This is a genomic window from Kitasatospora sp. NPDC004531, assembly GCF_053602195.1.
Genome location: NZ_JBSGDD010000070.1, coordinates 1 through 21479, shown reverse-complemented (window position 1 = coordinate 21479; position 21479 = coordinate 1). Strand labels below are relative to the sequence as shown.

At 73.5% G+C, this 21479-nt stretch carries 15 protein-coding genes; 3 read left to right on the top strand and 12 right to left on the bottom strand.

Annotated features, from left to right (window positions below):
- Nucleotides 1-24: 24 nt before the first annotated feature.
- From smpB to ftsE, 4 genes are read right to left on the bottom strand one after another with little or no spacing between them, the layout of a single operon-like run.
- Entirely contained in the window at nt 25-501 is a 477-nt protein-coding gene (smpB, locus tag ACWEMJ_RS24725) for an SsrA-binding protein SmpB (protein ID WP_387647568.1), read from the bottom strand.
- Nucleotides 502-545: 44 nt separating this feature from the next.
- Entirely contained in the window at nt 546-1664 is a 1119-nt protein-coding gene (locus ACWEMJ_RS24720) for a S41 family peptidase (RefSeq protein WP_452139301.1), read from the bottom strand.
- A gap of 43 nt (nt 1665-1707) precedes the next feature.
- Entirely contained in the window at nt 1708-2613 is a 906-nt protein-coding gene (gene ftsX / locus ACWEMJ_RS24715; protein WP_452139300.1) for a permease-like cell division protein FtsX, read from the bottom strand.
- A gap of 11 nt (nt 2614-2624) precedes the next feature.
- Nucleotides 2625-3314 (bottom strand): cell division ATP-binding protein FtsE, encoded by a 690-nt coding sequence (gene ftsE, locus ACWEMJ_RS24710; RefSeq protein ID WP_380483535.1) that lies wholly within the window; start codon nt 3312-3314, stop codon nt 2625-2627.
- 261 nt (nt 3315-3575) lie between these two features.
- Between ftsE and ACWEMJ_RS24705 the strand changes: the two genes are divergently transcribed.
- A complete protein-coding gene (locus ACWEMJ_RS24705) occupies nt 3576-3764 on the top strand; it encodes a hypothetical protein (RefSeq protein ID WP_452139299.1) in 189 nt (62 codons plus the stop codon).
- 68 nt (nt 3765-3832) lie between these two features.
- On the opposite strand, the gene prfB is transcribed toward ACWEMJ_RS24705, so the two are convergent.
- The 3 genes from prfB to ACWEMJ_RS24690 form a co-directional block, all read right to left on the bottom strand.
- Nucleotides 3833-4936, bottom strand: a complete 1104-nt coding sequence (gene prfB / locus ACWEMJ_RS24700) for a peptide chain release factor 2 (protein WP_452139298.1) — start codon at nt 4934-4936, stop codon at nt 3833-3835.
- A 34-nt stretch (nt 4937-4970) separates the two neighbouring features.
- A complete protein-coding gene (locus ACWEMJ_RS24695) occupies nt 4971-6221 on the bottom strand; it encodes a serine/threonine-protein kinase (RefSeq protein ID WP_452139297.1) in 1251 nt (416 codons plus the stop codon).
- 130 nt (nt 6222-6351) lie between these two features.
- Entirely contained in the window at nt 6352-8151 is a 1800-nt protein-coding gene (locus ACWEMJ_RS24690; protein WP_452139296.1) for a protein kinase domain-containing protein, read from the bottom strand.
- A gap of 343 nt (nt 8152-8494) precedes the next feature.
- Here ACWEMJ_RS24690 and ACWEMJ_RS24685 point away from each other — a divergent pair, with 343 nt between their 5' ends.
- Nucleotides 8495-11188 (top strand): FtsK/SpoIIIE domain-containing protein, encoded by a 2694-nt coding sequence (locus ACWEMJ_RS24685; protein WP_452139315.1) that lies wholly within the window; start codon nt 8495-8497, stop codon nt 11186-11188.
- 48 nt (nt 11189-11236) lie between these two features.
- Here ACWEMJ_RS24685 and ACWEMJ_RS24680 read toward each other — a convergent pair whose 3' ends face one another.
- From ACWEMJ_RS24680 to ACWEMJ_RS24665, 4 genes are all read right to left on the bottom strand, one after another.
- Nucleotides 11237-11770, bottom strand: coding sequence for a hypothetical protein (locus ACWEMJ_RS24680; protein ID WP_452139295.1), 534 nt, complete (start codon nt 11768-11770; stop codon nt 11237-11239).
- A gap of 70 nt (nt 11771-11840) precedes the next feature.
- Nucleotides 11841-16781: an NAD-glutamate dehydrogenase gene (locus ACWEMJ_RS24675; protein WP_452139294.1), complete on the bottom strand. Its 4941-nt coding sequence runs from the start codon at nt 16779-16781 to the stop codon at nt 11841-11843.
- 294 nt (nt 16782-17075) lie between these two features.
- A complete protein-coding gene (gene pruA, locus ACWEMJ_RS24670) occupies nt 17076-18710 on the bottom strand; it encodes an L-glutamate gamma-semialdehyde dehydrogenase (protein WP_452139314.1) in 1635 nt (544 codons plus the stop codon).
- Nucleotides 18711-18801: 91 nt separating this feature from the next.
- A complete protein-coding gene (locus tag ACWEMJ_RS24665; RefSeq protein WP_452139293.1) occupies nt 18802-19458 on the bottom strand; it encodes an HAD family hydrolase in 657 nt (218 codons plus the stop codon).
- A 148-nt stretch (nt 19459-19606) separates the two neighbouring features.
- Here ACWEMJ_RS24665 and ACWEMJ_RS24660 point away from each other — a divergent pair, with 148 nt between their 5' ends.
- Nucleotides 19607-20650 (top strand): hypothetical protein, encoded by a 1044-nt coding sequence (locus ACWEMJ_RS24660; protein WP_452139292.1) that lies wholly within the window; start codon nt 19607-19609, stop codon nt 20648-20650.
- Nucleotides 20651-20717: 67 nt separating this feature from the next.
- Here the strand turns inward: ACWEMJ_RS24660 and ACWEMJ_RS24655 are convergent.
- Nucleotides 20718-21479, bottom strand: a 762-nt coding sequence (locus tag ACWEMJ_RS24655; RefSeq protein ID WP_452139291.1) for an aldo/keto reductase, incomplete at its 5' end; no start/stop codon positions are given.

Genomic DNA, 21479 nt, shown 5'->3' with positions numbered 1-21479 from the left:
GCTGACGCGCAGTCAGCCGGGGGCTCAGCCCTGCCGGCGGCGGGCGGCGGCCACGGCGCGGTCGGACTCGCGGCGGTCCTGGCGCTCGCGCAGGGTCTGCCGCTTGTCGTAGAGCTTCTTGCCGACCGCGAGGGCGATCTCCAGCTTGGCGCGGCCGTCCTTGAAGTACAGGGACAGCGGGACCAGGGTGTGGCCGGTCTCCTTGGCCTTGGACTCCAGCTTGCGGATCTCCATCTTGTGCAGCAGGAGCTTGCGCTTGCGGCGGGCCGAGTGGTTCGTCCAGGTGCCCTGGGTGTACTCGGGGATGAACACGTTGTCGATCCAGGCCTCGCCGCCCTGGATGTACGCGTAGCCGTCGACCAGGTTGGCCCGGCCCTCGCGGAGCGACTTGACCTCGGTTCCGGTGAGCACCATGCCGCACTCGTAGGTGTCGAGGATGGTGTACTCGTGCCGCGCCTTCTTGTTCTGCGCGACCAGCTTCTTGCCCGTTTCCTTTGCCATAGCCCGGCCATTCTCGCACCTCGGGGGCGGCCTCGGCAGCCCCTTTACGGCGCGGCGGGCGCCCCGGCGGGGCCGATCCCGTCCAGCACCCGCAGCGCGAGGGCGTCGGCGCCGCCGTCGTCGCCCCCGGGGGCGGGAACGTCGGGCTGGACGCCGGTGCCGTCGGGGGAACGGCCGGCCGGGGTCTGGTAGCGGCCGACGGTGAGTTCGAGGACGGAGCCGTCGGCGAGCCTGCTGGGCTGCTGGACGGTGCCCTTGCCGAAGGTGCGCTCGCCGACCAGGACGGCCCGGGAGCGGTCCTGAAGGGCGCCGGCCAGGAGTTCGGCGGCGCTCATGGTGCCGCCGTCGACCAGCACCACCAGCGGGACGGAGGTGTCGCCGCCCGGGGCGGCGGTCAGTTCGCGGCGTTCGCCGTGCTCCTGGTAGCTGGCCACCGGGCCGCCGTCGAGGAACGCGGAGGCGACCCCGACGGCCTCCTCGACCAGTCCGCCGGAGTTGCCGCGCAGGTCCAGCACCACGCCGCGGGCGCCGGCCGCGGCGGCCCGCACCTGGCCGGCCACGCCCTCGGTGAAGGCGTGCACGGTGATCCGCGCCACCCCGGGGCTGGGACGGTCGGTCTCCACCTCCCGGGCGGCCAGCTCGGCCCGGGTGAGGCGCAGTTCGCGCACCGGCCCGTCGCCGCCCCGCACGCCGAGCGCGACCGCGCTGCCGGCCGGGCCGCCGCGCAGCCGGGACACCACCTCGGTGACCGGCAGCCGGTCGGCCGGGACGCCGTCCACGCTGACCAGCCGGTCGCCGGGGACGACGCCGGCCAGGGCGGCGGGCGAGCCGGGCAGCACCTCGGCCACCTCGGTCGGGCCGTCGGCGGCGCGCTGCACGGACAGTCCGACGCCCGGGTAGCGGCCGCCGGTGAAGTCCCGGTACTGCTGCGGGCTCAGGTAGGCGGCCCACCGGTCGCCGCTGGCCCCGACCAGCCCCCGGGCCTCCTGCGGGCTCAGGTCGGCGCCGGACAGGTCGGTGCCGCGGACCCCGTCGGACGACAACGGGGCCCGGGGCGAACCGATCGGTTCGCCCCAGGCCCCGGAAGCGGCTCCGGCGAACAGCACGGCGCCGAACACCAGGCCGAGGGTCATCCCCTGGCGTACTCGCGGAGCGGTCGGCATGGCAGCGAGTGTAGGGCCACCGGCGGGCCGTGCCGACGGTCCGTCAGACCTTCAGGTACTTGCGGAGCGTGAAGAACGCCGCGATGCCGGCCATCGCCATGCCGACCACCACCAGCAGCGGGATGACCGCCAACACCGAGGACAGGCCGATGAAGTGGATGAACAGCACCTTCTTCGCCAGCCACCCCTGGATGAAGAAGTGCCCGCCCAGCAGCAGGCCCGAGGCCAGCGTCGCACCGAGCAGCGCGGAGAACGCGGCCTCCGCGATGAACGGCATCTGCACGTAGAAGTTGGACGCGCCGACCAGCCGCATGATGCCGGTCTCCCGGCGGCGGCTGAACGCCGACACCCGGACGGTGTTGACGATCAGCAGCAGCGCGACGCAGAGCATCAGCGCCATGATCACGAAGGCGGCGGTCTGCAGGCCGCGCAGCAGGCCGAACAGGTTCTCCAGGATCTTGCGCTGGTCCTCGACCGACTTGACGCCGGGCTTGCCCGCGAACTGGCTCTGGATCACGTCGTACTTGGTCGGGTCGGTCAGCTTGATCCGCCAGGACTGCGGCAGCGCGTCCGCCCCGACCGCCGCCAGCAGCGGGTTGTCCGGGTTGGACTCCTTGAAGTGCTGGAACGCCTCCTGGGAGGACTCGAAGGTGGCGCTCTGCACCAGCGGCGTCTTGTCCAGCTCGGCCTTCACCTGCTGGATCTGGTCGTCGGTGGCCGCTCCGGTCGGGCACTGGGGCGCGTTGTGATCCGACTTCGCGCAGAAGTAGATGCTGACCTCGACCTTGTCGTACCAGTAGTCCTTCATGGAGTTGACCTGGTCGCGAACCAGCAACGAGGCACCGGCGAGGGCGAGCGACAGCGCGACACTGACCACGACGGCGATCGTCATGGTCAGGTTGCGGCGGAGACCGACACCGATCTCCGACAGAACGAACTGGGCGCGCATGCTTCTCTCTTCTAGCTCTGGTAGCCGTAGACGCCGCGGGCCTGGTCGCGGACCAGAATGCCCTTGTCGAGTTCGATGACGCGCTTGCGCATCTGGTCGACGATCGCCTGGTCGTGGGTGGCCATCAGCACCGTGGTGCCGGTCCGGTTGATCCGGTCCAGCAGCTTCATGATGCCGACCGAGTTCTGCGGGTCGAGGTTGCCGGTGGGCTCGTCGGCGATCAGCAGCATCGGCCGGTTCACGAACGCGCGGGCGATCGCCACGCGCTGCTGCTCACCGCCCGACAGCTCGCCGGGCATCCGCTCCTCCTTGCCGCCGAGGCCGACCAGGTCGAGCACCTCGGGCACCACCTTGTTGATGGCGCTCTTCGGCTTGCCGATGACCTCCAGGGCGAACGCCACGTTCTGGCCCACGGTCTTGTTCGGCAGCAGGCGGAAGTCCTGGAACACGGTGCCCAGTTGGCGCCGCATGTGCGGCACCTTCCAGTTGGAGAGCTTGCCCAGGTCCTTGCCGAGCACGTGCACCGCGCCGGTGGACGGGCGCTCCTCGCGCAGGCACAGGCGCAGGAACGTCGACTTGCCCGAACCGGACGAGCCGACCAGGAAGACGAACTCGCCCTTCTCGATCTCCAGCGAGACGTTGTCCAGGGCCGGACGGTTCTGCTTGGGATAGGTCTTGGAGACGTTGTCGAATCTGATCACGGCTGCATCACGGGGGCCATCCTAGGTGGATCGGAGGCAGTGACCTTACGCGACGTCCACACACACCCGCAGTAACCGGGCGGCTACCCAACGGGATTCCGTCAGCTGCCGTTCCGGTTGCCGACCGAAATTGCGAGCTACGTCACAGATCGGCAACCCTTGTCCTCCGGGGGCCCAGGTGTCCGGAACCTGGCAGAGTGGTAGGAGAGTCGGAACCGAAGCCGCCTCCGGCACGTTGGCTATGCAGCAAGGAGGACACGCATGACCTGCGACCAACTGGTGTGCGCCAACTGCAACGGCCGCGTCATCGACGGACGCTGCCCGGTGTGTCGCGCCAACCGCGCCCGGCTCCAGCAGGAGCAGCACGGGCCGTTCGCCGCGCTCAACCCCGCGATACTGCTCGCCGTCCTGTGCGCCGCCGTGCTGGCACTGGCACTGCTGGCGCGCTGACCCCCGAACCCACACAGGAAGGGCCCCACCGCTCGGAGCGGTGGGGCCCTTCCTCATGCCGTGGAGACTCAGCTCTCCCGCTGCTTGCGCCACCGGATACCGGCTTCAATGAAGCCGTCGATGTCGCCGTCCAGCACGGACTGCGGGTTGCCCACCTCGTGCTCGGTGCGCAGGTCCTTGACCATCTGGTACGGGTGCAGGACGTACGAGCGCATCTGGTTGCCCCAGGAGCTGCCGCTGTCCTTGAGCGCGTCCATCGCGGCGCGCTCCTCCTGGCGGCGCCGCTCCAGCAGCTTGGCCTGGAGGACGTTCATCGCCGAGGCCTTGTTCTGGATCTGCGAGCGCTCGTTCTGGCAGGAGACCACCACGCCGGTCGGGAGGTGGGTGATGCGGACCGCGGAGTCGGTGGTGTTGACGCCCTGGCCGCCGGGGCCGGAGGCGCGGTACACGTCGATGCGCAGGTCGTTCTCGTCGATGTCGACGTGGTCGGCCTGCTCGACGACGGGGAGCACCTCGACGCCGGCGAAGGAGGTCTGGCGGCGGCCCTGGTTGTCGAACGGGGAGATGCGCACCAGGCGGTGGGTGCCCTGTTCGACGGAGAGGGTGCCGTAGGCGTAGGGGGCCTTGACGGTGAAGGTCGCGGACTTGATGCCGGCCTCTTCGGCGTACGAGGTGTCGTAGACCTCGGTCGGGTAGCCGTGCCGCTCGGCCCAGCGCAGGTACATGCGCATCAGCTGCTCGGCGAAGTCGGCGGCGTCCACGCCGCCCGCCTCGGCACGGATGTTGACCAGGGCCTCACGGGCGTCGTACTCGCCGGAGAGGAGCGTGCGGACCTCCAGCTCCTCGACCGCCTTCTTGACGGCCTCCAGCTCGTTCTCGGCCTCGACGCGGGTGTCCGCGTCGTCCTCGGCCTCGGCGAGCTCGAACAGGACGCCCAGGTCTTCGACCCGGCCGCGCAGGTTCTCCACCTTGCGCAGCTCGCCCTGGAGGAAGGAGAGCCGGCTGGTGACCTTCTGCGCGTTCGCGACGTCGTCCCACAGGGTGGGGGCGGCTGCCTCCTCCTCCAGGGTCGCGATGTCGGCCCGGATCTTGTCCAGGTCGAGGACTGCCTCGATCGACGCCATGGTCGAGTCGAGGTTCTTGAGCTCTTCGGAAGGATCGACGGCTGCCACGCCACAAGGGTAATGGTTCGGCGGGGGGGCTCGGCTACAACCGGGGGTGCCAGGTGCCCGACACCGCCCCGGCGGCGTGCGCGGGGGGCTCCGCGGCGAACGCCGTCCAGGCGGCCGCGGCCCCCGCGAGCAGCAGGATCACCGCGATCAGCACGGCCAGCGTGCGGCGCCGGCGGATCAGCTGGGCCCGGGTGCGCCGGTGGGTCGAGGGCGCGGGCTGGGTGCGCTGGGCCCGGGACTCCTCCGCGTAGGAGGCGAGCTCCCCGGCGGACGGGCGGCGCAGGCTGGTGTGGGTGTCGCGGGTGGAGTCGGGGGTCGGCCCGGGCACCAGCGGGACGGCGGGGCCGCGGCGGCGGCGGTGGGTGCCGCGGCCGGCGTCCGCCTCCGCGTAGACGGCCTCGCCGGGGGTGGGCACGTCCTCGGTGGCGGTCCGCTGGGCGGGCACCGCGAGCGGGCCGAAGCCCGCCAGTTCGGGCAGCAACTCGCGCAGCCGGGAGGCCAGTTCGGCGGCGCGCAGCCGGGAGGCGGGGGCCTTGGCCAGGCATTCGGAGATGATCCGCCACAGGCCGTCCGGCATGCCCTCGACCGGCGGGACGTTCTCGGTGACGTGCCGGCGCAGCACCGCGCCGGTGTGGCCGCCGCCGAACGGGGTGGCTCCGGTGAGCAGCTCGTACAGCACGGTGGCGAGGGCGTAGATGTCGACGGCGGCGCGCGGCTCCAGGCCCTCGATGATCTCGGGGGCGAGGTAGTCGGGGGTGCCGATGATCCGGGTGGCCCGGGTGCGGCGGGGGGCGTCGACCAGGCGGGCGATGCCGAAGTCGGTGAGCTTGGCGCGCGGGGCGCCGCCGGGGCCGGGCGGGGCGGCGAGGTCGAGCAGCACGTTCTCCGGCTTGACGTCGCGGTGCACGATGCCGGCGGCGTGCGCGGCGGCCAGGCCGTCGGCGACGTCGGCGATCACCGAGGCGGCGACCAGCGGGGCGAGCACGCCGTCGCGCTCCAGCCGGGTGCGCAGGTCGGTGCCCTGGACCAGGTCCATCACCAGGGCGAGGTCGCTGCCGTCCACCACCATGTCGTGCACCCCGACCACCCGGGGGTGGTCCAGGCAGGTCAGGGCGGTGCGTTCCTGGACGAAGCGGCCGACCAGGACCTGGTCGGCGGCGAGGTCCTCGCGCAGCAGCTTCACCGCCACCGGCCCGTCCGGGCCCTCGCCGAGCCACACGGTGCCGGCCGAGCCGCGGCCGATCACCTGGTGGACCGTGTACCGGCTGCCGATCTTGCGTGCCAATGCTGCTCCGTGGGCTCGTGAGGTCGGTGCTCGACGAACAACCTACGCGCCCGGGAGGCCTCCGGGGGCCGCGGAGGGCCCCCGGGGCGGTTCCGATCCGGGGGAATTTCGTTGGATTGTCGACAAAGCGTCAATTCGAGTTGCCGGTGTGGCTGCTGATCCAGTCCGTCGCGGTGTTGAACCAGCCCACCACGTTGTCCCAGTAGTGCGGCAGCGGCGTGAAGTTCCACAGCGCCAGGCAGCCGAGCGCCAGCACCACCAGCACCACCAGGCAGCCCTTGGCGCAGCCCAGGCCGGGGATCCACATCCGGTTGCGGCTGCGCCCGCGCGGCTCGCGGCCCCGCTCCCGGGGCGGCTCCGGCTCCCGGTACGGCGGCTCCTGGCGGCGCGGCGGGGCCGGCTCGGCCCGGCGCTGCGGCGCCCCGTGGCCCTGCGGGCGGCCGTCGTAGCCGGGCGGCGGGCCGGGCTGCTGCGGCTGCGCCTGGTACGGCGGCGGCGCGACCGGCGGGCGGCCGTCCCGGCCCTGCGGGTGGCCGCCCTGCTGCGGGTGCCGGCCCTGCTGCGGCTGGTACGGGCCCTGCGGCGCGGCGTACCGGCCGCCGCCGGGCTGCGGCGGCTGCTGCTGCGGGTGCGGGTGCTGCCCCTGGTACGGCGGCGGGGCGACCGGGGGGCGCTGCCCGGGCGGCGGGTACTGGCCGGCCTGGTACGGGCGGGGCGCGACCTGCGGCTCGGCGAGCTCCTCGGGCTCGAAGTAGCCGATCCGGGTCTGCTCGTTGCGGTCCCGGGCGGCCTGCAGCTGGGTCTGCCAGGGGTGCGGGCCGTCCGGCTGCGGCGGCTGCGGCGCGGCCGGCGGCATGGACGGCATCACCCGGGTGCGGTCGGCGGCCGGGCCGGGCGGCGGGCTCATCAGCTGGGTGCGGTCCTCGGCCCCGGGGACGGCCGGCCGGTGCGCCATGACCTGGGTGGCGGCCGCCGGGTCGTAGCCGTTGCCGCCGGCGGGCGCGGCCGGGGCGAGCGCCGGGTCGGGCAGCAGCAGCGCGCCGACCGCCAGCGCGGCGTCCACGGCGGCGGGGGCGGAGTGCACGCCGATGCCGGCCGCCACCACCCGCAGCGCCTCGGCCAGCGAGACGGCGGTGGGGCGCTGGGCCGGGTCCTTGCGCAGGCAGCGTTCGACCACCGTCCACAGCGGCTCGGGCATGGTGCGCGGGCGCTGCGGCTCCTGCGCGAGGTGGGCCTGCAGGACGGCCATCGGGTTGTCGCCCTGGAACGGCGGGCGGCCGGTGACCAGTTCGTACAGCATGATGCCGGCGCCGTAGACGTCCACCGCGGCGGTCTGCGGGCGGCCGTCGGCGGACTCCGGGGCGACGTACGCGGGGGTGCCGACGAACTCGTGGGTGCGGGTGATGCCCGGGGAGTCGGCGAGCCGGGCGATGCCGAAGTCGGTGAGCATCGGGTACATCTGCTCGCCGCCGTCCACGGCCAGGGTGGCCAGCAGCACGTTGGCGGGCTTGAGGTCGCGGTGCACGATGCCGTCGGCGTGGCTGGCGGCCAGCGCGTCGGCGATCTGCGCCATCAGCAGCGAGCCGGCGATCGGCGACAGCGGACCGGACTCGCGCAGGTAGCGGTACAGGTCGGGGCCGTCGATCAGGTCCATCACCAGGGCGAGCAGCTCGCCCTCGACCACCAGGTCGCGGGTGCGGACGATGTTGGGGTGGCTCAGCCGCAGCAGGACGGAGCGCTCGCGCAGGAAGCGCATCACCACGTCCGGGTCGGCGGCGAGCTCCTCGCGCAGCACCTTGACCGCGACCGCCTGGCCGGGCTGCAGGCCCGGCACGGCGGCGTCGTCGCGGACCCGGCCGCGCCAGACCGTGCCGGTCGCTCCGCGTCCGAGGCTCTCCTCCAGCAGGTACTTGCTTCCGACAGGCCGCACCTGTGCACTCCGTTCGGTCACCCGGCGCCCGCTGCCGGGGCCGCGTTCCGGCACTCCCCCGTTCCCGTGAACGGCGCCGGGGCCTTGTGGGGAACCGCCCGCGCGCGGGGGCTCCCGGTTTTCGGCAACTCTAACGGTGCCCGCGCGGGTTTCCGAGGTGTCGCCCGGGGCGGGCGCGCACTGTCGGCCACCTGGGGCGTCCGGGCGTCCTTGACCTGACTCGGCGTCGGATTCACCATGTCGATGATCGCAAGATCGTCAAATCCGGTACCGTGCGCGGACTGTCCGTCCCTAGTGGCAGGATGGCAGGCACCACACGTGTGCAGAAGGGACCCCGGGCGTGATGCAGATCCGGCTCACCGTCCTTCGACCGCGCAGCGGCCCGAGCAGCCCCGGGAGCTCTGCCGACGTCCTGGTCACAGCCCCGGCCGGCACCACCCTCGGCGCCGTCGCCACCGCCCTGGCCGGCGCGGTCGGCGTCCGCGGCCCGCGCTCCGCCACGCACGTCCACCTGTACGCCGGTGAGCAGCGCCTGGACGAGCAACTCCCGTTCGGGCAGCCACCGCTGATCGACGGCGCGGTCCTCGCCCTCGGCGAGCCCGACCCGGACACCGGGGACACCGCCGGGCACCCCGCCGCCGAACTGCGCGTCGTCGGCGGCCCCGACGCCGGCGGCGTCCACCGCCTGCACGGCGAGCGGATCCGGATCGGCCGCTCCACCGAGGCCGACGTGCCGCTCGACGACCCCGACGTGTCCCGGCTGCACCTCGCCCTGCACCTGGCCGCCGACGGCCGGGCCACCGTCCAGGACCTCGGCTCCACCAACGGCACCCTGCTGGACGAGCGCTACCTGCGCGAGGAGAGCGCCGAACTCGCGCCCGGCGCACTGCTGCGGATCGGCGAGTCCACCCTCCAACTCGCCCACCCCGCCGACATAGCGGCCCGCGGCACCACCCCCGACGGCGAGGGCCGGCTCCGGCTCGCCCCCCGCCCCACCGCCCGCACCGCACCCGGCCGGCCCGCCGCGCCCGCCACTGCCGAAGAACCCCCCGCCGCCACCGGCCGCGGCCGCTGGCTGGGGCGCCGCACCCGCCCCGAGCCGCCCGTCGTCGACACCGACCGCCAGCACGCCGCCGCCCGCCTGCGGCAGGCCGCCAACCAGCGCGAGCGCTGGCCCGACCCGGCCGCCCTGCTGCTCGCCGCCCTCGGCGCCGGCCCCCGGCTGTGGGAGCGCGGCCCCGACCACCCCGACGCGCTGACCCTGCGCCTGGGCACCGCCGACCTCCCCGGCGGCCCCGGCACCGCCCCCGGCACCCTGCTGCCCGCCGTCCCCGCCACCGTCGACCTGCAGACCGCCGGCAGCCTCGGCCTGGCCGGCCCGCGCCACCGCCTGACCGGCCTGGCCCGCGCCGCGCTCGCCCAACTCGCCGCCCTGCACCCGCCCAGCGGCCTCGCCCTGGTCGTCGTCGCCCCCGAGCAGCACGCCGAGGACTGGGCCTGGGCGCAGTGGCTGCCGCACCTGCGGCCCGCCCACGGCCAGGCCTGCCGGCTGCTGTACGGCCTCGGCCCGGAGCAGGCCGAGGCCCGGCTCACCGAACTCGCCTCCGCCACCGCCGCCCCGCCCGCCACCGTCGTCCTGGTCGACGGCGACCCCGGCACCGAGGCCGGCCGGCGCGCCCTCGGCCTGCTGCTCCGGCAGGGCCCCGCGGCCGGCGTCTTCGCCCTCTGCCTGGCCGAGACTCCCGACGAACTCCCCACCGGGCTCGGCGCGTTCGGCCGGATCACCGGCGAGGTCGCCACCCGCCTCACCCTCGACCGGCCGGTCGGCGGCGCCCGCGAGCAGCTCACCGACATCGCCCTCGACGCGGTCTCCCCCGCCTGGGCCGAACGCCTGGCCCGCACCCTCGCCCCGCTGCGCGAGGCCGCCGCCGACGGCGAGGCGGCCCGCGGCCCGCTGCCCGAGGCGCTGCGCCTGCTCGACCTGCTGCGCTCCGAGTCGCTCTCCCCCGCCCGGCTCGCCGAGAGCTGGCAGGCGCTGCCCGCCGGCGCGGGCGCGGCCGCCGCCCTGCTCGGCACCGCGCGCGGCCCGGCCGGCGAGGAGACCTGCGCCGTCGACCTCGCCGAGGACGGCGACCACCTGCTGATCGGCGGCGGCCCCGGCTCCGGCAAGTCCGAACTGCTGCGCAGCCTGGCCGCCTCCCTCGCGGTGTCCGAACGGCCCGACCGCCTCGCCCTGTTGATGATCGACGGCGACCGCGCGGACGGCGGCGGCCTGGCCGGCTGCACCGACCTGCCGCACGTCACCGACCACGTCAACGCCGCCGAGGACCCGCGCGGCGCGCTGCTCGCCGCCGAGCGCCTGCTCGACGAACTCGCCCACCGCGAAGCCCTGTTCGACGGCCTCAGCTTCACCGAGTGGCACACCCGGCTGGTCTTCGACAAGGCCCCCGCCCTGGTCGGCGGGCCCGCCGGCGACCGCGTCCGGGTGGTCGAGCCCCGCCGCTCCCCCGACGCCCCGCCCGCCGGCCCCGCCCCGGCCCGCCTGGTCGTCGTCGTCGACGACTACGACGCGCTGCTCGGCCCCGCCTCCCCCGGCGGCCGCCCGCTCGCCCGCGCGCTGGCCGCCGCCGCCACCCGCGGCGCCCGCCTGGGCGTGCACGTGATCGCCGCCACCGGCGACCCGGAGGCCACCACCGGCACCGAACTCGACGAGGCCGCACAGCTGCGGATCGCCCTGCGCACCGAACAGCCCGGCGACTCCGACCTGTTGATCGACCTGCCGGACGCCGCCGCGCTGCCCGGCGCCACCCCCGGCCGCGGCTACCTGCGCCGCCCCGACGGCGCCGTCACCGCGTTCCAGGGCGCCCGGGTCAGCGGCCGCATCCCGCGCACCGCCACGCTCCGCCCCACCGTGGTCGCCCAACGCCTGGAGGACCACGGCGCCGCCCCGTCCCCCCGCCCCGTCCGGGAGCTCGGCAACGGACCCACCGACCTGGCCCTGCTGGCCTCCGCGCTGCGCCGCGCCACCGAGAGCTGAGCCACCGAGAGCTGAGCCGCCGGGAGCCGAGCCGTCGGGAGCCGGGCCTCAGTCCGCCCGGAAGGGGCGGTAGTCCGGCTGCGGGTGGGGCCAGGTGATGTCGAGGAAGAGCGGGTACTCCCGGCGTTCCAGGCAGCGCAGCAGGAACGCCGGGAAGGCGCCGCGGGTGGCGTACCACTGGCCGGTGTCGCTGAGCACGGCGATCGGCCAGCGGTCCGGGTCGGGGCCCTGCGCGAGGAAGAACCAGGCGCCGCCGTACCGGTCGGTGCCCCAGCCGATCAGGCCGCCGGGCTCGGGGTGGTACGGGAACGGGTCGAAGTCGGGGTTGCGCTGCTGCCCGGGCCGGCACCCGTACCACGGGCCCCACAGCTCGCGGGCCTCCTGCGCGGTGCCGTCGAGCGGGCCGTGGACGATCAGGAAGCGGTCCAGCACGCCGGGGCCCCAGCGGTCCACGAACGCCTTGTAGCCGCTCGGCAGGCCGACCCCGAGGAACTCCTCGGCCGCGCCCCAACTCCCTTGTGGGGTCTGCCGGTCGGGCTCGCCGAGCAGCTCGGTCAGTCGGTCGAACACGGCCTCCGTCATGCCGGACATTGTGCCCGAGAACGCCCGAAGGGGCCCCGGGCGGGTTGCCCGGGGCCCCTTCGGGGTCGGTTCAGCGACCGGCGCGCAGCAGGGTCCGAATGACCCGCATGGCGACCGAGAGGCTGGACAGCTCGTAGTTGTCCGAACCCCTTATGTCGTCGAGGGTGGTGCGGGCCCGACCGAGCAGGGTGCTGTTGAGGTCGGCCCACTCGGTGTAGCGCTCCTCGGGGCTGGATCCGGCCGGGCCGGCGGCCAGCACGTCGGCGGTGAGCGCGGCGTGCGCGGCGAACAGGTCCTCGCGGATCGCGGCGCGGGCCATCGAGGACCACCGGTCGGTGCGCGGCAGTTCGATGATCCGGTCGAGCAGGTGGCTGATCTGCAGGCGGTCGCCGAGGTCGTAGTACAGCTCGGCGACCTCCATCACGTCGGCGTCCGAGCGGTCCGCGACGCCGACGATGTCGAGGGTCGGGAACGCGGAGGACAGGCCGGCGATCCGGGTGGCCAGGTCGTCGGGGACGCCGGCCGCGGCCAGCTCCTGGTGGACCGACTGGAACCAGGCGAGGTCCTCGCCGCGCAGCGGCTTGGGCAGCGAGTCCCAGACCTGGTTGACCCGGTCGTGGAAGAACGCGATGGTGCCGGCGATGTCCAGCGGCTGGCGGCGGTTGCCGAGCATCCACCGGGTGGCGCGCTCGACCAGGCGGCGGGCGTGCAGCCGCATCTTGGTCTGGATCCGGGCGGCGACCCGGTTGTCCAGGCCCTCGACGGTGTCCCAGATCTGCTCCAGGCCGAACACCGCGCGGGCGGCGGCGTGGGTGCGGGCGATCTCCTCCATCGTCGCGCCGGTCTCCTCGCGGAGGCGGAACGCGAAGGTGCAGCCACCGCGGTTGATCGTGTCGTTGACGATCAGGGTGGTGATGATCTCCCGGCGCAGCGGGTGGTTGTCGATCTGCTCGGCGAACCGGGCGCGCAGCGCGCTGGGGAAGTACGCGTGCAGCACGTCCCGGAAGTACGGGTCGTCGGGCAGCTCGGTGGCGAGCAGCTCGTCCGCCAGCGTGATCTTGGTGTAGGCGAGCAGCACGGACAGCTCGGGCTGGGAGAGCCCGCGGCCGGCCTGCTGGCGTTCACGGATCTGCTTGTCGGTGGGCAGGTACTCCAGCGCCCGGTCGAGCTGGCCGTTGGACTCCAGCCGGTTGATCATGCGGGCGTGCACGTTGACCATGCTGGCGGCCTGCGCGACGGCGTTGGCGAGCACCACGTTCTGCGCGTAGTTGTTGCGCAGCACCAGGTGGCCGACCTCGTCGGTCATCTCGGCGAGCAGGGCGTTGCGCTGCTTGACCGTCATGTCGCCGTCGGCGACGACCTGGTTGAGCAGGATCTTGATGTTCACCTCGTGGTCGGAGGTGTCCACGCCGGCCGAGTTGTCGATCGCGTCGGTGTTGATCCAGCCGCCGTTGCCCTGCGGGCCGCCGGTGGAGGCGAACTCGATGCGGCCGAGCTGGGTGCAGCCGAGGTTGCCGCCCTCGCCGATGACCCGGGCGCGGACGTCGCCGCCGTTGACCCGGATGGCGTCGTTGGCCTTGTCGCCGACCTCCGCGTTGGTCTCGGTGGAGGCCTTCACGTAGGTGCCGATGCCGCCGTTCCAGAACAGGTCCACGGGGGCCTGCAGGATGGCCTTCATCAGCTCGGCGGGGGTGAGCTTGGCGGCCTCGATGCCGAGCCGCTCGCGGACCTGGGCGGACAGCGCGATCGACTTGGCGGAGCGCGGGAAGACGCCGCCGCCGGCCGAGATCAGCGACTTGTCGTAGTCGTCCCAGGAGCTGCGCGGCAGGTCGAACAGGCGGCGGCGCTCGGCGTGCGAGACGGCCGCGTCCGGGTTCGGGTCGAGGAAGATGTGCCGGTGGTCGAACGCGGCGACCAGCCGGATGTGCTCGGAGAGCAGCATGCCGTTGCCGAACACGTCGCCGGACATGTCGCCGATGCCGATGACGGTGAAGTCCTCGGACTGGGTGTCGACGCCGAGCTCGCGGAAGTTGCGCTTGACGGACTCCCAGGCGCCGCGGGCGGTGATGCCCATGCCCTTGTGGTCGTAGCCGGCCGAGCCGCCGGAGGCGAACGCGTCGCCCAGCCAGAAGCCGTACGACTCGGCGACGCCGTTGGCGATGTCGGAGAACGTCGCGGTGCCCTTGTCGGCGGCGACCACCAGGTAGGTGTCGTCCTCGTCGTGGCGGACCACGTCGACGGGGTGCACGACCTCGCCGGCGACCAGGTTGTCGGTGATGTCGAGCAGCGCCGAGATGAAGGTCTTGTACGAGGCGATGCCCTCGGCCAGCCACGCGTCGCGGTCGACCGCCGGGTCCGGCAGCTGCTTGGCGACGAAGCCGCCCTTGGCGCCGACCGGCACGATGACGGTGTTCTTGACCATCTGGGCCTTGACCAGGCCGAGGATCTCGGTGCGGAAGTCCTCGCGCCGGTCGGACCAGCGCAGACCGCCGCGGGCGACCTTGCCGAAGCGCAGGTGGACGCCCTCGACGCGGGGCGAGTACACCCAGATCTCGAAGGCGGGGCGCGGCGCGGGCAGGTCCGGGATGGCCTTCGGGTCGAACTTCATCGACACGTACGAGTGCCAGGCGCCCTCGGCGTCGTGCTGGAAGAAGTTGGTCCGCAGGGTGGCCTTGATCAGGTGCAGGAAGGAGCGCAGGATGCGGTCCTCGTCCAGCGACACGACCTCGTCGAGGGCGCCGGACAGCTCTTCCAGGATGGCCTCGGTCAGCTCGTCGCCGCCGGAGCGGTGGCTGGGCGACAGCCGGGCCTCGAACAGGTTGACCAGCAGCCGGGTGGTGTGGGTGTTGTTGCGGAGCGCGTCCTCCATGTAGTCCTGGGAGAACGTGGAGCCCGCCTGGCGCAGGTACTTGGCGTACGCGCGCAGCACCACGGCCTCGCGCCAGGTCAGCTTGGCGGTCAGGACCAGCTCGTTGAAGCCGTCGTTCTCGGCCTGGCCGCGCCAGGTCGCCGCGAAGGTGTCCTGGAAGCGCTCGCGGTCCTCCTCGGTGAGGTCGGTGCCCTCGCGCAGCTTGAGGCCGAAGTCGACCACCCACGCGGTGGTGCCGTCGGTGCGGCGCAGCGCGTACGGGTGCTCGTCGAGGACCTCGACGCCCAGGCGCTGCAGGACCGGCAGGACCTCGGTGAGCGAGATCGGGCCGCCCACCCGGTAGATCTTGAAGCGGCGCTCGTCGTCGCCCGCGCCGACCGGCTGGTACAGGTTCAGGCGGAAGTCGCCCTCGCCGGCCAGCGACTCGATCTGCTTGAGGTCGGCGACGGCGGTGCGCGGCGGGAAGTCGGCGCGGTAGCCGTCGGGGAAGGCGGTGGCGTACTTGTGCGCCAGCTCGGCGGCCTTCTCCTCGCCGAACTCGGTCTGCAGCTGGTCGTTGAAGCCGTCCATCCAGAACCGGGCGGCCTCGGCGAGCCGGTTCTCGATCCGCTCGATGTCGGCGTCGGACAGCTGCGGCAGCTCGGTGCCGGGGGCGACCCGGACCACGAAGTGCAGGCGGGTCAGCACCGACTCGGTGGCGTACACCGTGTAGTCGATGGTGTCGCCGTCGAGCTCCTCCTTGAGGATGCTCATCAGGGCGAGCCGGATGCGCGTGGTGTAGCGGTCGCGCGGCAGGTACACGTACGCGGAGAAGTAGCGGCCGTACTCGTCCTGGCGCAGGAACAGCCGCAGCCGGCGGCGCTCCTGCAGGTACAGCACGCTGGTGGCGACGGACTGCAGCTCGGCGGCGGCGGTCTGGAACATCTCGTCGCGCGGGAAGGTCTCCATGATCTGGAGCAGGTCGCGGCCGTCGTGGCTGTCGCCGGAGAAGCCGGCGCCCTCCATGACCTCCTGGACCTTGCGGCGCACCACCGGGATCCGGGTGACGGACTCGGTGTAGGCGGCGGAGGAGAACAGGCCGAGGAAGCGGCGCTCGCCGATCGGCTCGCCGGCCGCGTTGAACTTCTTCACGCCGACGTAGTCGAGGTACGCGGGGCGGTGCACGGTGGCCCGGCTGTTGGCCTTGGTGAGGATCAGCAGCTTCTTCTCGTGCGCCTTGGCGCGCACCGGGGCGGAGAGCCGGCCGAAGGCCTCGGAGACCGGGTGGTGGTCGGAGTCGTGGCTGAGCGGGTCGGCGCGCAGGATGCCCAGGCCGGTGCCGGCGACGGCGCGGAGCACCTCTTCGCCGTCGTGCTCGACCAGGTCGTACTCGCGGTAGCCGAGGAAGGTGAAGTGGTCGTCGGCGAGCCAGCGCATCAGCTCCCAGGCCTCGCCGACCTCCTGCTCGGGCAGGTGGGCGGGGGGCTGCTCGGCGAGCTCGTCGGCCAGTCGGAGCGCGGAGTCGCGCATCTTCGACCAGTCCTCGACGACCTCGCGGACGTCGCCCAGCACGCGGCGCAGGCCGGCCTCGATGTCGCGCAGGTCCTCGCGGGAGGTCTCGCGGTCGATCTCGATGTGCATCCAGGACTCGACCACGGCGTCGGCGGGCCACTCGGCGCCGGCGGCCCGCGCGCGGTTGCACGCGTCGAGGTCGAGGATCTCCAGCAGCTTGCCGGTGAGGTCGCGGCGCACCGCCAGCTGCGGGTGCACGACCAGGTGGATGGCGCGGTTCAGGCGGGTCAGCTCGTTGGTGACCGAGTCGACCAGGAACGGCATGTCGTCGGTGACCACCTCGACCACGGTGTGGCCGCAGGACCAGCCGTTCTCCTCCACGGTCGGGGTGGAGACCCGGACCTCGGCGGTGCCTTGGGGCCGCTTGAGGCCCAGCCGGTAGTGGGAGGCAGCGGCACCGTAGACGTCCACCGGGTCCCGGCCGATCAGGTCCTCGGGGGCCGTGTGGAGGTAGTAGTGGTGCAGGTAGGCGGCCAGAGCGCCGTTGCTCAGCCCCTCCCCGGGCGCCGCTCCCCCCACCTGGCTGTTCTCAGCGGCTGCTGCTGCCTTCTTGAGCAGTTCGGCCTTGGCTGCGTCCAGCTTGGTCTGCATGGCTGTTTGGCTCCTGTCGCGCGCCGTTGCGTGACTCGGTGATGGCTGGTGGATGCACCGCCGGGCTCCCGTCCGCAATCCTCCCGCACACACCGGGTGGAAAAGCGCTCATGGCACGCATGAGTCGCGCTCCGCCCGGGTACGACAAGTCGTTTGGCCTGCTGACCGAAACCGGCGACGCCAGCCAGCCTAACGTGGCGCAACCGGGGTGTCAGGGGACACGAAGGCACAATCCCGCAGGAAGATCGTTCCTTCCTGGACACGTTGTCCAAAGCCGTTCGAGCGGCTTGTACGTCACTCGGGTGACCACTCCATGTGCGGGTGGACGTAGTCGGTCGGCGGCGTGAACGTCTCCTTGATCGACCGGGTGGACGTCCAGCGCAGCAGGTTCTGCGCCGCGCCCGCCTTGTCGTTGGTGCCGGAGGCGCGCCCGCCGCCGAACGGCTGCTGCCCGACGACCGCTCCGGTCGGCTTGTCGTTGACGTACAGATTTCCGGCGGTGAACCGCAGCCGCTCCACGGCCCGGGCGATCGCCCGCCGGTCCTGCGCGATCACCGCGCCGGACAGCCCGTACGGCGCGGCCTCGTCGACCCGCTCCAGCGCCTCCTCCCAGCGGCTGTCCTCGTACACCTGGACGGCCAGGACCGGCCCGCCGTACTCGGTGGAGAAGATCTCGCCGCGCCGGTCGCCGCCGAGCAGCACGGTCGGCCGGACGAACCAGCCGATCGCGTCGTCGTACTGGCCGCCGGCCAGCAGCCGCACCTGCGGGTCGGCCTTGGCGCGTTCGATCGCCTCCCGGTTGCGGGCGAAGGCGCGGGCGTCGATCAGCGCGCCCATGAAGTTGCTCAGGTCGGTGACGTCGCCGACGGTCAGCGCGTCCACCTCGCCGAGGAAGTCCGCCTCGATCCGCCGCCACAGGCTGCGCGGCAGGTACGCCCGGGACAGCGCGGAGCTCTGCTGGCCCTGGTACTCGAACGCGCCGCGCAGCAGGGCGGTGCGCAGCACCGCCGGGTCGGCGGACGGGTGGGCGATCAGGAAGTCCTTGCCGCCGGTCTCGCCGACGATCCGCGGGTGGCTGCGGTAGCGGCCGATGCCGCGGCCGATCTCCCGCCACAGGTGCTGGAAGGTGGCGGTGGAGCCGGTGAAGTGCAGCCCGGCCAGCGCCGGGTCCGGCAGCGCGACCTCGGTCAGCGCCTGCCCGTCGCCGGTGACCAGGTTGACCACGCCGGGCGGCAGGCCGGCCGCCTCCAGCAGGCGCATCAGGAAGTGCGCGGCCAACGTCTGCGCCGGCGCGGGCTTCCACACCACCGTGTTGCCCATCAGGGCGGGCGCGGTCGGCAGGTTGCCGGCGATCGCGGTCGAGCCGAACGGGCTGATCGCGCAGACGAAGCCCTCCAGCGGGCGGTGGTCGGCGCGGTTCCACACCCCGGGGACGGAGATCGGCTGCTCGGCCAGGATCTGCCGGCCGAAGTGCACGTTGAACCGCCAGAGGTCGACCAGCTCGCACACGTCGAGCTCGGCCTGCAGCGCGGTCTTCGACTGCCCCAGCATGGTGGCGGCGACCAGCGTCTCCCGCCACGGCCCGGCCAGCAGGTCGGCGGCGCGCAGCAGCACCGCCGCCCGGTCGTCGAACGACAGCTCCCGCCACCCGGCCCCCGCCGCCAGCGCCGCGTCCACCGCGTCCCGCACGTCGGCGGCCGTGGCGCCGCCCATCACCCCGAGCTTCGCCGCGTGGTGGTGCGGCTGCGGCACCTCGATCCGCTCCCCGCCGCCGAGCCGCCGCTCGCCGCCGACGGTCATCGGCAGCGCGGTGTGCTCCCCCGCCAACCGGTCCGCCGCGCGCAGCAGCCGGGCCCGCTCGGGGCTGCCCGGCGCGTACTCCCGCGGCGGCTCGTTGACGGGCGGGGGGACGGTGGTGACCGCGTCGATCGGCATGCTGCTCAACTGCTCCGTACGGTGGTGCGTGCTGTTCCCCTCCCAGGGTGAACGTGTCCCCGCCGGTTGACACGCCGTGACACGCCTAGCCGGCCAGTTCCTCCGCCACCGCGACGGCCTCCGCCAGCGAGTCCACCACCGGCACCCCGACGTGCACCAGCTTCTCCCTGGTGTGCGAGCCGCCCGTCCACAGCACCGACTTGATGCCCTGCGACAGCGCCGCCTCCGCGTCGTCCGCCGCGTCCCCGATCAGCACCGTCCGGCCGCGGTCGATGCCGCCGCCCAGCGCCTCCAGGTGCACCGCCAGCTCGGCGGCCTTGCGCCCGCCGGCCTCCCCGCGCCGCCCGTCCACCCGCACGAAGTGGCGGGTCAGCCCGAACGCGTCCACCGCCGGCACCAGCTTGTCGTGCTCGTACATCGACAGCAGCGACTGGCTGCGCCCGCCCGCCGTCCAGCCCGACAGCAGCTCCTCGACGCCCGGCGTCAGCCCGCAGCCCGGGAACAGCTCCAGGTACTTGACGTGGAACGCGTCGTCCAGCGCCAGCCACTCCGCGCGGCTCGGCATCCGCCCCATCAGCCGCTCGTAGAACTTCGGGATCGGGATCTCGTACTGCGCCCGGTACTCGTCCAATGTCATCGGCGCGATGCCGATCGTCTCGAACGCCGCGTTGCTGGCCCCCACCACCGCCGGCATGTCCGACAGCAGGGTCCCGTTCCAGTCCCAGACTATGTGTGTACGCACCCGCCAAGGGTAGGGCCGACCCGCCGGTGGCGGGCACGCGGTCGCCGAAAGGCTTGGTAAAACCCGCATTCCGCGACCGCGCTCCATGGTATTCACCATCCGGACGCCGAACTCCTCGGCCGTCCGGCCCCATTCGGAAAAGGGAAAAATGGGAATACGTAGGACTTTGATCGGACGCGGTGGGGGCAAAGCCGCCCTGCTGGTCGTCGCACTGGCCGCCGCCGCGCTGTCGGCCGCCCCGGCCCAGGCGGTGCCCGCGGCGCACGTCGGCAGCCTCGGTCTGCCCGCCGGGGACGGCGACCTCGACCTCGACGGCACGCCGGACCTGATCCTCCCGGGCGGCGCCGGCGTCGTCCCGCCCGGCCTGTGGCTCGCCACCGGGCGGTCCAACGGGAAGGTGTCGCCCACCCCGGTCGACATCGGCGTCAACGGCCTGGGCTACGGCACCACGAGCGGCCCGGCCGACTGGAACGGCGCGCAGGCCGTCACCGGCAGCTTCTGCGGCACCGGCACCCAGGACGTCCTCGCCTACTTCCCGACCGGCACCAACGCGGGCGGCGGCACCATCATGTGCGGCGACGGCACCACCGGCCCGCTCGGCGCCTCGTCCGCCCCGCTGCGCATCAGCGGGCTCACCGACACCGACGGCGCCGCCGCCACCCAGCTCGTCAACGCGGGCAACACCAGCAACCTGGCGACCGGCCACCCCGACCTGCTGGCCGTCCTCGGCAACCGGATGGCCCTGCTGCACTCCGCCACCCCCAACGGCTACTCCACCGACGCCGACTTCGGCTGGGGCCTCTGCCTGGCCAGCTGCCACCTCCTCACCGGCCTGAACTCCCCCGACGGCACCCAGGACTGGAGCAGCTGGACGGTCGCCACCGCCCAGCGCGCCGACGGCACCGCCGCCTACCTGTGGAACCCCGCCACCGGCGCGCTCCACCTGTGGACCGGCCTGAAGCTCTCCGCCGACGGCACCACCCTCACCACCACCGGCGCCTACACCGTCGCCGCCTCCGGCTGGAACACCGGCCGGACCCTCACCCTGCGCGCCGCCGACCTCGACGGCACCGGCGCCCCGGCGCTGTGGGCGACCGACCGCGCGACCGGCGTGACCACCACCACCCGGCCCGCCGCGCTCGCCGACAACCCCGCCCTCCACACCTCCAGCACCACGCTCGCCTTCCCCTGACCGCCCCCGCACGCACGCGAGCGGCCCGCCGGGTTTCCGGCGGGCCGCTTCGCGGTGCTGGGGCCGATCAGGCGGCGTTGAACTCGTCGGGGTTCGGGCCGGTGCGCAGGCCGCGGTCGGTGGCGGCGACGGCGGCCATCTCGTCGTCGGTGAGCGTGAAGTCGAAGACGTCGAGGTTCTGGCGGATCCGGGCCGGGGTGACGGACTTGGGGATGACCAGGTTGCCGAGCTGCAGGTGCCAGCGCAGCACCACCTGGGCGGGGGACTTGCCGGTGCGCTCCGCGATCGCGGTGATCGCCGGGTCGTTCAGGACGGCGCCCTGGGCGAGCGGGCTCCAGGCCTCGGTGGCGATGCCGTGCTTCGCGTGGAAGGCGCGCAGCTCGGCCTGCTGGAGGCCGGGGTGCAGCTCGACCTGGTTGACGGCGGGCACCAGGCCGCTGTTGTCGATCAGCCGGGTGAGGTGGGCGGGCTGGAAGTTGGAGACGCCCGCGGCGCGGATCCGGCCGTCGGCGGCGAGGCGCTCGATCGCCCGCCAGGAGTCGAGGTACAGGTCGCGGGCCGGGGTGGGCCAGTGGATCAGGTACAGGTCGACGGTGTCCAGGCCGAGCTTGTCGAGGCTGGCGTCGAAGGCCCGCAGGGTGGCGTCGTAGCCCTGGTCGCTGTTCCACAGCTTGGTGGTGACGAACAGCTCCTCGCGCGGCAGCCCGGACGCGGCCAGCGCCTTGCCGACGCCGCGCTCGTTGCCGTAGATCGCGGCGGTGTCGATGCTGCGGTAGCCGGACTCCAGGGCGGTGGCGACGGCGGCGGTGGTCTCCTCGTCCGGGACCTG

Excerpts from the sequence above, each read along its gene's own strand:
- smpB (WP_387647568.1), bottom strand. The coding sequence starts at position 501 with ATGGCAAAGGAAACGGGCAAGAAGCTGGTCGCGCAGAACAAGAAGGCG.
- ACWEMJ_RS24720 (WP_452139301.1), bottom strand. The coding sequence starts at position 1,664 with ATGCCGACCGCTCCGCGAGTACGCCAGGGGATGACCCTCGGCCTGGTG.
- ftsX (WP_452139300.1), bottom strand. The coding sequence starts at position 2,613 with ATGCGCGCCCAGTTCGTTCTGTCGGAGATCGGTGTCGGTCTCCGCCGC.
- ACWEMJ_RS24705 (WP_452139299.1), top strand. The coding sequence starts at position 3,576 with ATGACCTGCGACCAACTGGTGTGCGCCAACTGCAACGGCCGCGTCATC.
- ACWEMJ_RS24685 (WP_452139315.1), top strand. The coding sequence starts at position 8,495 with ATGCAGATCCGGCTCACCGTCCTTCGACCGCGCAGCGGCCCGAGCAGC.
- ACWEMJ_RS24680 (WP_452139295.1), bottom strand. The coding sequence starts at position 11,770 with ATGACGGAGGCCGTGTTCGACCGACTGACCGAGCTGCTCGGCGAGCCC.
- ACWEMJ_RS24675 (WP_452139294.1), bottom strand. The coding sequence starts at position 16,781 with ATGCAGACCAAGCTGGACGCAGCCAAGGCCGAACTGCTCAAGAAGGCA.
- ACWEMJ_RS24660 (WP_452139292.1), top strand. The coding sequence starts at position 19,607 with ATGGGAATACGTAGGACTTTGATCGGACGCGGTGGGGGCAAAGCCGCC.